The following is a 14601-nucleotide window of genomic DNA, read 5'->3' as shown; positions in this document are numbered from 1 at the left end:
GAATATGATGAATACTAATGTTGACTACTTCTGGGGTTATACGCTTCACGTAAACCATCTCCAAGCAGATTATACCCTAACACCGTTATCAATATTGCAAGGCCGGGGAAAAGTGAAAGCCACCATGCAAATTGAATGTATTCTTTGCCATCAGTGAGGATGTTGCCCCAAGAGGCTTGTGGCGCCTGTACGCCCAAGCCTAAAAAGCTGAGACCTGACTCAACCAGCACGGCGCTGGCAATGCCTAAAATTGAGCTAACAATAATTGGCGTGAGGCTATTGGGTAATAAGTGAGTGAAAATCAAACGGGCATCTTTAGCTCCTAAAGCTTGAGCGGCTAATACGAACTCTCGATTTCGTAAGCTTAAAAATTCTGCACGGACCAAGCGAGTGACTCCCATCCATGAGGTTAAGCCAATAACGATCATAATATTCCAGATTGATGGCGTTAAGAATGCGATAACTGCTAATATCAAAAAGAAAGTAGGAATGGATAACATCACATCAACAATACGCATGATGAGTGTATCTACCCAGCCTCTATAGAAGCCTGCTATTGCACCTAGCACGATGCCAATAGCCGTAGCTATACCCACTGCTACAAAACCGACCATGAGTGATATACGGGCGCCATAAAGCATGCGGGAGAATACATCGCGGCCTAAGCCATCTGTACCCATTAAATGGATAGATGAGGGAGATAGCAATATCGCTTTTACATCAATGGCATCAGGATCATATGGGGCAATCAAAGGTGCAATGATTGCAAGTAATAATATGCTTGCAATAATAATAAAGCCGATTAGAACTAGCGGGTTAGTGAGTAGCTTTTTCATTGAACTACTCCTCGTCTAACACGGGGGTCAGCCCATGCATAAGCAATATCTGCTATTAAGTTACCAATTAAGGTAAGTACTGCACCTATGGTCAGAATGCCCATAATCACTGGAAAGTCGCGCATTAATACCGCATCGAAAAACAGCTTGCCCATGCCCGGAATTGCGAAAATGCTTTCAGCAATAACAGATCCGCCAATTAAGCCCGGAATGCTTAGGCCAAAAATCGTGATTAACGGTAGCAGTGCATTACGCAAAGCATGGCCGTAAATCACGCGATTTTCACTTAAACCTTTTGAGCGAGCAGTGGTGATGTAGTCTTGATGCAGTACTTCTAGCATGCCATTTCTCACAAATAACGAGATGCCAGCCAAGCCCGTAATGCCGGAAATAAACACTGGAAGCGCTAAGTGTTTTAACGTGTCTGTGATTTGAGCGAGCCAGTTCATGTTCTCATGCCCAATGCTTTGTAATCCTGAAATTGGAAGCCAAGTATGTTGTACGCCAGTCCAATACATCAACATTAAGGCAAGCCAAAAGCCGGGTATAGCAAAACCTATAAATACAAACAAAGTAATGCTACGATCTGTGAGTTGATTTTGATTTAGTGCAGAAACGACGCCTAATGGCAGGGCTACGCTAATAATGAGTATTAAACTGAGTACATTGATAAGTAAGGTAATCGGCAACGCTTCCTGAATCATGCCTAGCGTTACGTTGCCGTCTTTATCCTTTGTTTGCCAAAATACTGGTCGTTGATGCGATGCAAAAGAGGTACCAAAATCTAAGGTCGCCATGCGTTTCATCCATAGGCCATATTGCACAATCACGGGTTTATCTAGGCTATAGAGCTCACGTAATTTTTGTCGAGACTCTTCGCTTGCTTTTGGATTGAAACTTGCTTCACTGGTAGTAATGTCGCCGGGCGCCAAGTGCATGATGAAAAATGAGATTAGGCTGATTCCAATCAATAATGGAACCATCCAAAAAATACGTTTGACCAAATATTTAAGCATATGAATTTCCCCGCATCATTTAGTGCTCACTCATTTCGTTGCGGGCATAAGCTCTAGGAATATACCACTCATAGGTATTGTGACCAATGCCAGCAGGCGGTGCAGGGTTACTAATGCCTCTAACGCGCTTATGAATAGCCGTTAAGCCGTAACCTGCTGATAAGAACACGATAGGGCTGTCTTCTAGTAAGATTTTTGAAAATTCGTGATAGATTTTCATGCGCTTATCTGGGTTGAGTTCTAGCCTGCCAGCCTCAAGTAACTTATCGACACGCGGATTACTGTAACTAATGAAATTGAACTGTCCTGGAGCTTGCTGGCTGGAATGCCAAATGCTGTATTGATCAGGGTCTAACGATAAGCTCCAGCCTAAGACAACTACATCAAACTCTTTAGGTTTGATAAAGCGCCCTAGAAAACTTGCCCACTCCAATACGCGAATATTGGCTTTAATGCCAATATCATTCAAACGGCGCTGTATTAAAACCCCAGTCATTTCACGCTCTTTGTTTTGATTGGTTAGAATTTCAAAAGTAAAAGGTTTGCCATCCTTATCCAAAATACCATCACCATCATGGTCTTCATATCCAGCGGCTTTTAATAATGCTTTAGCTTTATTGGGGTCATAGGGATATGGCTTAAGTTCAGGGTTGCTCCAACGTGTGCCGGGTTTGTAAGGCGAGGCCACAGGTTCGCCAAGACCTAACAGTACACCATCTATGATTTCTTGCTTATTAATGGCGTAATTAATCGCCTGACGCACACGAACGTCATCGAACGGTTTGCGCTTAAGATTAAAGCCTAGATAGGTATAACTATTCCCCAGCTCTTTGTAGAGTGCTATGTTTTTGTTGAGGTCAGGTCTAGCAGGAAAAATTCTGGCGTATTGAATAGGGTTTAAGCCCATCGAGTCAATATTGTCGGCGCTTAACTCTAAGAATTGCGCGGCTTTGTCAGGGATGATACGTGACAGTAAGTTGTCAATTTTGGCTTGGCCTTGTGTAGCATTTTCATTACGCGTCAATTTTAAGAATTGACCATTCTTCCATTTCTCAAGTTTGTAGTAATGGCTGCCCACTGGATTGCGTGCAAAAGCAGTGGTGTTGATGTCTTGGTCTTTAAGTAGATGCTTAGGTAAAATATGTAAACCAGCCCATGTATCAAGCGCTGGTGCATAAGGTTGGGCATAAGTCACACGAAAAGTATTGGCATCTGGCGTTTCAGCCTTAGTCACTAACTTAAAGTCAGAACCATAAGGTGTACGGGTTTTTTCGTCAGTGACTTTTTGCCAAGTGAATAGCACATCATCACTGGTTAATGGCTGATTATCCGCCCACTTGAGGTTTGGTTTTAAATGAAAGGTGATGGTTTTTTGGTCGTCTGATACATCCCAAGACCCTGCTAACTCACCCGTTAACTCTAAATTTTTATCATACTTTAATAAGCTATTAAAAATATTACCCGCAATTGCTGATGCAGCAGACTCACCTGCGATCATGGCGATTAAGCCACTAGGTTCACCAGTCATCGCGTCTATCAGTGTGCCGCCGTTGCTAGGTGGGTAGTTTTTTGTGTAATCAATCTTATTGTTTGTTTGACTGCTTGAAGATGAGTCACTACAAGCTGTCATCATTAAAGGCGTGAACAGGGCAATGAACACTAGCTTTGAGAATGCTAGTTTTATCAATTGATATTGATCATATTTGATTTGCTTCATTCCAATATTGCCTTTTATCAACATTGCTCCATAAGAGCCATTTTATGCGAGTAGTTATTTATGCTGCTTTACTCTTTTAGTGCTCGCTTTGCTTTTGTTCTTAGCTTTATTTTTGATACTAGTTTCAGATCTCTTAACAGTTTTAGATTTGGCATTTGATTTTTTACCAAGAGTTTTCTCGGTATTTTTATCATTAGATTTGCCGCTTGATGTTTTTTTACTAGACTGCTCACTCACTGTTTCAGACCCAATTTTAATAGTTTGTCCGGCCTTTAGTTTGTAATTTCTTAGTGAATTTGCAGCCATAATCTGCTTTACGCTAATACCATAGTGTTTAGCGATGGTTTGTATATTCTCACCTTTTTTAACCTTGTGTGTGACGCTGACTTGCTTCACAGGTTCAATTTTATCAGCATTGTTTTCTACAGGGGTTTCAGTGTTGTTAATGTCAATATTCGCTGAGCCTTGTTTGGCGTTAATCTCATCATTATTTTCCAAAGCAGGAGCCACTTCGGCATCATTAGTTTTAGTGATGGGTTTTGCAGTACTGAAATCAGTTTTATTGCCATTTGGAACCAAGATTGTGGAAGAGTTTTTAATTTTGTTTTGGCTAGGTAGGTTATTCACAATCCGTAGTTGAGAAAGCTGCATGCCAAATTTAGACGCAATACTTTCCATACGCTCTCCGCGTTTGGCGAAGTAGGTACGCCAACTCACAAGAGGCTTATCATAGCCAGCAAGATTGTTTCTGAACGTTTGTGCAGACAAAATAGGTAATAGCAATTCGTGTTTCTCACCATTGCTTGTGATAACAGGTCGCTTATTACTTGGGTTGAGTGCTAAAAACTCATCATCGCTAATTTCGGCAAGTTTTGCAGCCAAATGAGCGTCAATCTGAGCGGGTGCCGTGACTTTAGCAAAGTATGGCGTATTAGCAATAGTTTGAATTTTAAGCCCGTAATTCTCAGGGTTGGTCATTAGGTTTTTAATGGCCTGTAGCTTGGGAACATAATTTTTTGTTTCTGCTGGTAAGTCTAGACTTTCATAGTCTGTTGGCAAACCAAGCTTGCGGTTACGCTCTATAGCGCGCCCAACTGTGCCTTCGCCGGCATTGTATGCGGCTAGCGCTAAATCCCACGCACCAAACATGTTGTATAGCTTTTGTAAGTAAGTCAGCGCTGCATCAGTAGCAAACGTGACGTTGCGTCTATTATCTACCCACCAATTTTGTTTAAGCCCAAAGTGTTTGCCTGTAGCGGGTACAAATTGCCAAATGCCAGATGCACTACTTGTAGAGTTGGCCTGTGGGTTATAGGCGCTTTCTATCATTGGTAATAAGGCGATTTCAGTGGGCATGCCACGTTTTTCGACCTCTTCAACAATATGGAATAAGTACTTTTGACTACGCTCAACCATACGTTTTATATAATCAGGACGGGTGCTATACCATTCTTCATGGCGCGCAACTAGGCTTGAGGTACTGTCTGGTATGGCATAGCCATTTCGTATGCGTTGCCATAGATCGTCGTTATTAACTGCTATCGGTTCTTGCGTATCTGTATCGTTGGTGTGAAGTTCGGTGTCGAATGAGTCGCCTAAACGATTGCCACCCAGTTTTTTTGTGATAGTTTTATCACTCGATGATTTATCGCTAGTAGTTTTCTCGTTGGTCGACTTGTCAATTACGCCTAGGTCTCTAGGTGCAGGTTTGTAGCCATCATCAGAATAGATAATGATTTCTTCGCCCATCACATTGGTATCGGCATGTGCTGATAAGCTAGGAATAGCGGTTGAAGCAGCCATTAATGCTGACCAAATTAACTTACTTGAAAGTTTGATAAGATTTCTCGAGATGTTGCGTTGTAGGTTGTGGTTGAAATGACCTTTGAGCACAAAATTTAGGTGAAGCATAAAACACTCAAAGTCAAAAAGTAGCCAAATGTTAACAAAATATGACGTTTAAAGTCAAGTTAATTATTATTAAATTTAACTTTAATAATAAGCTTTATCTAATTGATTAATAATGATTTCTAAGCTCTCTTAATTTGGTGAAAGTTTCAATTTCACTAGCATTTGTCAATTGAATAGACGATTTAATTTCTTGATGATTACAACGCAGAAAAGGATTAGTTGCCAACTCTAACTCGATAGTTGACGGCAAGCTAGGAATGTTTGAATCACGTAGTTTTTGCGTATTTTTATGCCGCTCAATCAGTATTTGATTGCTCGGTTCAAACGTTAGAGCGAAATTAATGTTATGCATGGTGTATTCGTGAGTGCAGTAAACTTTTGTTGCCGATGGCAATGCTGCTAGTTTTTGTAGTGAGTGATACATCTGAGTTGGAGTACCTTCAAACAATCGACCGCAGCCCGCACCAAATAGAGTGTCCCCACAAAATATAAGCTTATGTTGAGCAGAGTAATAAGCAATATGACCTGATGTGTGACCTGGTAAATCTAAAATGGAAAACGAGATATTTAAGTCTTTTAAGTGAACACTGTTTTGTTCTGAAATAGCGATATGCTCAAAAGCATACTGTTCAAGGGCGGGTGCATAAACAATCGCCTGCGGAAAAGCTTCGAGTAACTCTGCCACACCGCCAATGTGATCATGGTGATGGTGTGTGATTAAAATAGTTGTAAGTGTTAGCTTTAAATGATTTAAGGCTGCAATCACAGGCGCCGCATCTCCTGGATCTACCACAGCGCCTTGGGCGTCGTTATGCACAAGCCAGATATAATTATCCTTAAATGCTGGAATTGGTATAATTTGCAGATTATGATTCATACCATCTATCATTTGGCCTGCGTACTTAAATGTCAATAGCGCTTCGTTCAAATCAGCAACAACTGCAGATCTGGCTTGCTTCCACTTCGGGGCAATATTTACAAGCTAAAGAACAATATTTGTATGACCATGCAGTAGTGGATTTGTTTGGATTTAACGCCTTGCAAATGGGGTGTGCGCAAATGGAATTATTGCGAAATTCTCGTATACCTAATCGATTCGTGGCTTCTGAATTTGCAATTGATACTGTACAAAGTCAGCTCAGTTGCAGTGACGATTTTTTGCCTTTTGCAGACATGAGCATAGACCTGTTACTGTTGCCGCACCGGCTGGAGTTCAGCGAGCGTCCACATCAAACCTTGCGTGAAGCGGCGAGGGTGATGATGCCAGAGGGTCATTTGGTGATCTCTGGGTTTAATCAATTAAGTTTGTGGGGGGCAACGGCTGGCCTTAAAAAGATCACTTCAAAAAACTCATCTTATCCTTGGAATGGCAAGTTTATAGGTTTAACGCGTTTAAAAGACTGGTTGGCCTTGCTTGGTTTTGAAGTGGTTTCGGTAGAAATGTGCTGCCATATTCCACCTTTTGAGCAGCAGTCTTGGCACAAGCGCTTTTCTTTTTTTGATAAGGTCAGCAGTAGGCGCTGTGCTATGCTGGGCGGTGTGTATTTTGTCGTGGCTAAAAAGCGCGTGGTGGGTATGACGCCAATTAAGCCAAGTTGGAAGCTTTCACCTTTAAAATCGACATTGATTCCAAGTCCGACACAATCAAAACCCACACAAAAAGATTTGTTAAAACAAAGCAATAGAAGAAAATAAAAGTATATGAGCGAGAATAAAGAAATTGAAATTTATGCGGATGGCGCCTGTAAAGGCAACCCTGGGCCAGGGGGTTGGGGAGCATGGATAAGTTACGCAGGGCGTGAAAAAGAGCTGTTTGGTGGGGAGTTGTTGACGACCAACAATCGTATGGAATTAACGGCCGTTATTCGGGCACTAGAAGCACTCAATCAATCATGCCATGCCAAAGTATTTACTGATTCTGTCTATGTACAAAAAGGCATGACAGAGTGGATCGTCGGTTGGAAAGCGCGTAATTGGTGTACGGCAGATAAAAAGCCAGTTAAAAATGACGATTTATGGCGTGCTTTGGATGTATTGGCACAGCAACACACCGTACAATGGATCTGGGTAAAGGGTCATGCTGGTAATGCAGGAAATGAGCGGGCAGATATGCTCGCAAATAAAGGTGTAGAGCAGGTTTTACAAGGAGCGATAGCGTAATGCGTCAAATCTTTTTAGATACAGAAACGACGGGCTTATATCACGCGCAAGGCCACCGTGTGATTGAGGTGGCTGCAGTTGAGGTGATTAATCGTCGATTAACCAAGCAGCATTTTCATTATTATTTGAACCCAGACCGTGAAATTGATCAAGGTGCGCAAGAGGTGCATGGGATTTCATTGGAGTTTTTACAAGACAAGCCACACTTTGCTGATATTGCGAATGAGCTCATTGCATTTATTGCAGACTCTGAGTTAATCATGCATAACGCCCCGTTTGATGTGGGTTTCCTGAATAGAGAGTTTGGGTTAATCGAGCAAAAACCAGTTGAGGCTATTACTGCAAAAATTACGGATACCCTCAAAATTGCAAAAGAAATGCGTCCGGGGCAGCGTAATAGTCTAGATGCACTATGTAAACATTATGGCATTGATAACTCTAAGCGAACGTTGCATGGTGCGTTGCTAGATGCTGAGTTACTCGCCGATGTCTATATGGCCATGACGCGTGGTCAAGATAGCTTGATGATGGAGTTGGATAAACCACAGCAAAAAAATAGTGATGCAATACAAGAGATTAAGCAGCCTGTGTTAGTTAAACTAGCCAATCAGGCAGAGATTTCTGCGCATGATGAATATATCGCTTCATTAGCAAAGTCTAGTGATTGCTTATGGGCTAAATTTGAAGCAAAAGCTACAGAATCATAAACAGAAATAATATCAATATATAGATATTCAAGTATAGAAAGTTAATTGTATGAACAAAACGATTATTGTGACTGGCGGCGCTGGTTTTATTGGCGCTAATTTTGTATTGGCTTGGATCAAGCAGGGTTTAGGCCCAATAGTCAATCTTGATAAGCTGACTTACGCAGGTAACTTAGAAAACCTTGTAGAAGTTCAGCATAATCCAGAGCATATTTTTGTGCATGGCGATATTGGTGACCAGTCACTGGTCGCGGAGCTCTTAGCCAAACATAAGCCTTGTGCGGTGGTTAATTTTGCCGCAGAAAGCCATGTGGACCGCTCTATTCATGGACCTGCGGACTTCATTCAAACCAATGTAGTTGGCACTTTTCATTTGTTAGAAGCTGTACGTGCATATTGGGGCAGTTTAAGTTTAGAAAATCGTAAAGACTTTAGATTTTTACACGTTTCAACTGATGAAGTGTATGGCTCACTTGGTAAAACAGATGCAGCATTCACAGAAACTCATCCATATGCGCCGAATAGTCCATATTCAGCCTCTAAAGCTTCTTCAGATCATTTGGTGCGGGCATATCATCATACTTATGGCATGCCGACATTAACCACAAATTGCTCTAATAATTATGGACCGCATCATTTTCCAGAAAAATTGATACCTTTAGTGATTCATAACGCACTCGCTGGTAAACCATTGCCGATTTATGGCACTGGTCATCAGGTTCGTGATTGGTTGTATGTAGAAGATCATTGTGCTGCAATCAGACGTGTTTTAGAAGCGGGGCAGGTGGGTGAGGTCTACAACATAGGTGGTTGGAATGAAAAACCCAATATCGAAATAGTGAAAACGCTTTGCAGAATGTTAGATGAAAAAAAACCACGTGAGGATGGCAAATCTTATATAGATCAAATTGCTCATGTTGAAGATCGCTTAGGTCATGATCAACGCTATGCGATTGATGCTACAAAAATAGCAACACAATTAGGCTGGAAGCCAAAAGAGACCTTTGAAACGGGGATTGAGAAAACTGTAAATTGGTATCTTGATCATCAAGATTGGGTAGCTAATGTAGTGAGTGGTGAATATCGTCACTGGGTAGCTAAGCATTACGCCGAACGTGGCGAAGAGATGGCTTAGTCGTAAGTTTCTGGAAGCTGTACCCAATGTCAGCTTCCAGTGCTACCAGAATGTCAGTTGGTTTTAACCCGACATGTATAGCATTCACTTAGGTATAACTTAACTTAATGCATCAGCCCAATTGTTGGGTGTTTCATACAGTCGTACTTTTTCTAACTTTAAATGATTGCCATAAGTGTCTTGATACTGGTTTTTCAGTATTTTAAATGCTTCGGCAGCCATGTTCTCAGCAGTTGGTACGGTAGGGAATACAACTGTTTTATGGTCGGGTAGTGAGTTTAGAAAGTCCAATATTTCCGCATCATGCTGATATACCAAAAATGCATGATCCCAAACGTCAACGACTGCTCTTTTTGCGATGGCTTTTACGTCAGAGAAATCCATCACCATGCCATTTTCAGAGGCGTTTTCAAGGGTGATGATGTCGCCAGACAGGGTGATTTCAATGGCATAGCGGTGCCCATGCAAGTTTTTACATTGGCTTTTATGGCTTGGAATGCGATGCCCAGCGTCAAATTCTAGGCGGGTGGTAATTTGCATGGTGGTGACTTAATTGAGAGAGTATGGCAATTATACGCTGACTGTTAATTATTTTAAGCTAAGCGTAATTCAAAATTTTTAAAATGGCTTTTTCAAACTTAAGTGAGCTATGGCATTTTAAATGCATCTAGCCAAGTGATAAACTCTTCGAAAGACATGGGTTTTCCGTAGTAATAGCCTTGAATTTTCTCACAATTCATCTCTTTTAATATGTTGAGACAAGCTAAATCCTCAACACCTTCAGCAATCACCTCTTTACCCAAGCTATGGGCTAATTTAATGATGGATTTAACAATGGCCCTATCTTGAGTCGAGCTGGAGATATTCCGTACAAAGCTTTGATCAATTTTGACAATGTTGATTGGCATGTTGCGTAGACGTGCCATGGATGAATAACCTGTGCCGAAATCATCTAGAGCGAGTTTGCAGCCTAATTGAATAATTTGATCTAGTACCCGTGATACTTTTACCTCATCAACTAAAATGTCATTTTCAGTGATTTCAATCGTTAGGCTTTCAGCAGGAATGTTCCAAAGCACAATAGATTGTGAGAGTAGCTCAGGTAAATCTGAATCCAGTAAATCCACACTGCTTAAATTGATTGTCAGTGAAACATTGTGTTGATAGGTAGATGCTAATTCAGCGCAACGCTGACATGCATTATTGATTAACCAGCGTATAAATACTTTGCCGAAACCTTTTTTATAGATGACATCAAGTAACCTCGCAGGTGAGATTGATAGCCATTCTTGACTCTGCCAGCGCAATAACACTTCTGCACTTGTGCATCTACTAACTTCATCTAATAAAGATTGATCGTTAATCGTGACTATAGGCTGTAAGAACAGTGAAAGCTCGTTTTGCTGTAATGCTTCAATAATCGCTTTATCAAGAAGTTGTGAACTCATGAATGATGAGGAAATATTCTGGTCGTAGATTTTGATTTGTTCGTTCTTAATAGTCGCCTGATTTAAAGCCAATTTAGCGTACTCATAAAAAGAAATGGCGTTTGTTTGTATGTTGAAAGTGCTGATTGCGCCAAAATGTGGGTTTAGTATTAATGTTATATTTTCCAGCGGTAGTGCTGTCTCAAACGCATGCAAGAGTTTCGTTGCGATTAGGTTTAATTGAGTTGGCGATTTCAATGGGTTAATCAAAATCGCTAGATCTATGGCACCTACATGAAATAAGGTTGCGTCATCATTTAAGTGTTGCTGTATGGTATGCATAGCTGCAAGCATTAAATTAGTCGTGGCTGAGTTCTGTTGGGAAGCTTCGCCGTAGTTAATATTGAGATTGACTAATATCAAACCTAGATGTGTTTGCTCAGCTGGAATAGAGGGCTTCGATAAATCATTCTGCTGGATGTTACTTAAGCTCAGGTTAAGTAAGTTGAGTAACAAATGTTGATTTGGGAGACCGGTATCTAAATCAAAGTTTTGCACATAACTGAATTTATATAGTTCAAGCTGGTTTGTTACACGAGCAATAAGATGGGTGAGCAAGCTCTGAAATTGAGAATTTTTGCTAGATTTTAATTCTAAACAGCGCGCTAGCAGAAAGGCTGCATCTAAATTTGCGCCTAATTTATAATCGTTAAGCCAAGCAAGCAGAAAGTTGTTTATTTGTTGGTTTAGTTGAGACCAGCTTAATTTTTGTGGCCAACTGCTAATAGCGTGAGTTGTGTTTTTTAATACACTGTTGCCACCGTTATATGGTTCAGTTTTAACAAATTGTTCAAATACCAGAGAATTGAAAACATAGTCACCAGTGACATCAGAGGCTTTTAGGTTGTAACTAACCATCAACTGCAGCAGTAAGTTAGAATCTAATTGAATTTCAAAATTTTGATATAGCGTTGTTGTATTTGATTGGTGCGCGAGTTGTAATGTGATGTTGGTAAGGTTAGGCATAATAATTGTTAGCACTTAAACCATAACTGTCTGGTGGCAATCCCCTTACAATTTTATAAGGCTCGCCTGATGGCGTAAGTGGTGAGTTGATTAAATTAATAATCGCAGGAAATTCATTTCTAGTTTTGTCGGGATTAAGTAATATCATGACCCTAGGTAATAAGCGCCGCACGCTGTTTTGTTGAATCACGACGCCAACTTCACCTGAGTTGAGATCTACTAGTGAGCTTACCGGGTACATGCCTAGAAACTGTACTAGCTGGTCAATTAATACACCGTTAAATTTAAAGCCACGCAAAGAGTGAATTTCTTCTAAAGCGATTTGGTTGTAAACGCCTTTTGCATACACTTTGTTCGTGGTTAGTGCGCAATAAGTGTCTATTAGTCCAGCCATTTGACCGGTTAAACTAATCTGATTACCTGATAGTTTGTAAGGGTAGCCACTACCATCTATGCGTTCATGATGCTGTGAAACGGTTAGTATCACCGTGCTGGAAATATTTTCTGTAGCTTCTAATAAAGCAAGTGCATGTTCAACATGTTTTTTCAGAATTTCAAATTCATCATGCGTAATTTTGTCGTGCTTATGCAATAGTTCTGTAGGTATTTTTGCTTTGCCTATGTCTTGCAGTAATCCTGCTAAGCCTAAATCTTTTACTTGCTTTTTAGGTAAGGACATAAAGTTTGCCAATGCCATTAACGTAATTGAAACGCTCATTGCGTGGTTATATGAATAGTTATCGGTTTGCTTTAGCTTAGCTAACCACAGTAGCGCATCAGGGTTACGCTCTATGCTCTCCACCATGCCATCTAAAGCTTCATGAATTTTAGATAAATCAATTTCATGGTCAAGCGCTAGCGCTTCAAACATCTCTTTTGTTGCGAGTTGTGATTTTTCATAGATTGGGTAAATGGCCGCTATTTCATCTTCTACTGGCGGAGCTTCGTCAAAAATAGTGATTTTGTAACCATCGTGACGAACTTCATTTTTTGCTAAATCTGCCTTTACAGCATTTTTATCAATACTGGATTTGAGCTTTTTCTGCTTGCCACCCCAGCTAGTAAGCCCAGTAATGAAGTTAGAAAAATCAGTTTTAATCTGTGTGGCTAGCGTTGTATTTTCAGTAACTTTATCATCATTGATTTCAACAATTTTATTGTCGCTAATATACTGTACTTTAAATACGGCATCAGAATTGGTGGGGTTTGTTTCACCAGATAAAGCGGCTTGATTTCCAGAGTGTATTTCTTTAAGGATATCGAGGAATGAGAACTTAGCATTGGGTGCACCAAGCTTTGTAGATTTATTGATGGAGTTGCTAGTTCGTTTGCCAGTGTTAACGTCTATGGTTAGTCGATTAACAGAACCATCGTGCTTGATGGACACTTGTTCTTTGGCAGCTGCAGTGAAGTGGCGACCAACTGATACGGTTCGATCTATATAGACAAATTCACATAAAGATGCAATTGTAGTAATTTGCTCATCATCTTCAATAAGCAGGCCTTCAAGCATAAAAGGCGTACCCAGCCATGGCCTGTCCAGCTCACATACAAACATCCCAATTTCTAATAAGGATACTTGGGTTTTTTCGCGGCGAATGTCAGTCATTCAAAGGCACTTTTTAATGCTTCAGTTAATACATGCATTGTCATTTTTCTATTATATTGCAGGCTATTAATTTTGTTGAGTTTTTTACATCGTATTGACGTGGTTTTTGATTTCTTAAGTGATGGAAATCTATTTTCTGCATTTTTAAGATATTACAATGATGATTGCTGTTGGATTTCTAAACGCAGCATTTTATAAATAGCAAGTCTTTCAGGGGCTATTTTATGATGATCTACTGCCGATGTAATTGCACAGTCTGGCTCTTGTAAATGCTTACAATTATTAAATCTGCATTTACCTAGATATGGCCTGAATTCTATGAAAGCGTGCTCAAGTTCATCTGTACTAAGATGATGCAGTCCAAACTCTTGCAAGCCTGGCGAATCAATTAATTGGCTATGCTCATCAAGGTGGTATAAGTGTGCGGCAGTTGTGGTGTGTTTGCCGCTATCTAATACATGACTGACTTCGCGAGTGCGCACATCTTCATTGGGCAGAAGCGCATTAATGATGGTAGATTTTCCCATGCCAGACTGGCCAACTAAAATACTTGCTTCATTCTGCAAATAGGGCCTTAGTGTTGAAATATCTTCTTTTGCAGACAGAGAAAGCACGCGATAGCCTAAATCCGTGTAAAGCTTTAGTTTCTGCTTGGCATCGTCATTGTCAGCTAAGTCACATTTATTCAAAACAATCAGCGCTGTAATATTAGCGGCTTCCGCAGCAATCAGGCAACGATTGAGTAAAGCTTCGTAAAAGCTTGGTTGTGTGGCAAGTACAATAATAATCTGTGTGACATTTGCCGCTAACATTTTACTTTTGAAGGCATTACTACGATATAGCAAGGTCTTGCGTGGCAAGGTTGATTCAACAACACCTTCGTGTTTGTCTGTGAATTTTATGGTGACAACGTCTCCACAGGCTAAATCTGTTTTTTTTCCGCGCGTCACACAGCTGATGCGCTTTTTGTCGATTAACTCAACTTGAAACCGTTTGCCATAGGCAGCGACGACGGTGCCTATCATTGCAGAGTCATTTTTGGGAGAGGTTTGCTTGG

General features: G+C 40.6%; 13 protein-coding genes. 4 read left to right on the top strand and 9 right to left on the bottom strand.

The features are described 5' to 3' along the window. Positions 1-14 precede the first annotated feature (14 nt). The 5 genes from M301_RS07780 to gloB all read right to left on the bottom strand — a co-directional run bounded on the left by M301_RS07780 (position 15) and on the right by gloB (position 6369). Entirely contained in the window at positions 15-836 is an 822-nt protein-coding gene (locus M301_RS07780; RefSeq protein ID WP_013148219.1) for an ABC transporter permease, read from the bottom strand. After that, positions 833-1852, bottom strand: coding sequence for an ABC transporter permease (locus tag M301_RS07775; protein ID WP_013148218.1), 1020 nt, complete (start codon positions 1850-1852; stop codon positions 833-835). Before M301_RS07775 ends, M301_RS07780 begins: the two co-directional genes overlap by 4 nt. A gap of 19 nt (positions 1853-1871) precedes the next feature. Next, the gene (locus tag M301_RS07770) at positions 1872-3482 is read right to left on the bottom strand and encodes a peptide-binding protein (RefSeq protein ID WP_049770016.1); all 1611 of its coding nucleotides are present in this window, start codon (positions 3480-3482) and stop codon (positions 1872-1874) included. Between the two features lie 141 nt (positions 3483-3623). After that, on the bottom strand, positions 3624-5480 hold the full coding sequence (locus M301_RS07765; protein ID WP_013148216.1) for a transglycosylase SLT domain-containing protein: 1857 nt from the start codon (positions 5478-5480) through the stop codon (positions 3624-3626). Positions 5481-5586: 106 nt separating this feature from the next. Further along, on the bottom strand, positions 5587-6369 hold the full coding sequence (gene gloB / locus M301_RS07760) for a hydroxyacylglutathione hydrolase (RefSeq protein WP_013148215.1): 783 nt from the start codon (positions 6367-6369) through the stop codon (positions 5587-5589). A 17-nt stretch (positions 6370-6386) separates the two neighbouring features. Here gloB and M301_RS07755 point away from each other — a divergent pair, with 17 nt between their 5' ends. Genes M301_RS07755 through rfbB form a run of 4 tightly spaced genes read left to right on the top strand, consistent with a single transcriptional unit; the run spans position 6387 to position 9482 of the window. Further along, positions 6387-7175: a class I SAM-dependent methyltransferase gene (locus tag M301_RS07755; protein WP_013148214.1), complete on the top strand. Its 789-nt coding sequence runs from the start codon at positions 6387-6389 to the stop codon at positions 7173-7175. Between the two features lie 6 nt (positions 7176-7181). Next, the gene (gene rnhA, locus M301_RS07750; RefSeq protein ID WP_013148213.1) at positions 7182-7640 is read left to right on the top strand and encodes a ribonuclease HI; all 459 of its coding nucleotides are present in this window, start codon (positions 7182-7184) and stop codon (positions 7638-7640) included. Beyond that, entirely contained in the window at positions 7640-8347 is a 708-nt protein-coding gene (gene dnaQ, locus M301_RS07745; protein WP_013148212.1) for a DNA polymerase III subunit epsilon, read from the top strand. The genes rnhA and dnaQ overlap by 1 nt, the downstream gene beginning before the upstream one ends. 49 nt (positions 8348-8396) lie before the next feature. Beyond that, complete coding sequence (gene rfbB / locus M301_RS07740) at positions 8397-9482, top strand: dTDP-glucose 4,6-dehydratase (protein ID WP_013148211.1); 1086 nt, start codon at positions 8397-8399, stop codon at positions 9480-9482. 99 nt (positions 9483-9581) lie between these two features. Here rfbB and queD read toward each other — a convergent pair whose 3' ends face one another. From queD to rsgA, 4 genes are all read right to left on the bottom strand, one after another. After that, on the bottom strand, positions 9582-10022 hold the full coding sequence (queD, locus tag M301_RS07735; protein ID WP_013148210.1) for a 6-carboxytetrahydropterin synthase QueD: 441 nt from the start codon (positions 10020-10022) through the stop codon (positions 9582-9584). Between the two features lie 107 nt (positions 10023-10129). Next, a complete protein-coding gene (locus M301_RS07730) occupies positions 10130-11935 on the bottom strand; it encodes an EAL domain-containing protein (protein ID WP_013148209.1) in 1806 nt (601 codons plus the stop codon). After that, entirely contained in the window at positions 11928-13544 is a 1617-nt protein-coding gene (locus M301_RS07725; protein WP_013148208.1) for a cyclic di-GMP phosphodiesterase, read from the bottom strand. Before M301_RS07725 ends, M301_RS07730 begins: the two co-directional genes overlap by 8 nt. A gap of 152 nt (positions 13545-13696) precedes the next feature. Next, the gene (gene rsgA / locus M301_RS07720; RefSeq protein WP_013148207.1) at positions 13697-14569 is read right to left on the bottom strand and encodes a ribosome small subunit-dependent GTPase A; all 873 of its coding nucleotides are present in this window, start codon (positions 14567-14569) and stop codon (positions 13697-13699) included. Positions 14570-14601: the final 32 nt, after the last annotated feature.

Source organism: Methylotenera versatilis 301 (genome assembly GCF_000093025.1).
Taxonomy (GTDB): domain Bacteria; phylum Pseudomonadota; class Gammaproteobacteria; order Burkholderiales; family Methylophilaceae; genus Methylotenera; species Methylotenera versatilis.
Note: the sequence above shows the minus strand (reverse complement) of the source record. Positions and strands in the feature narration are given on the sequence as shown.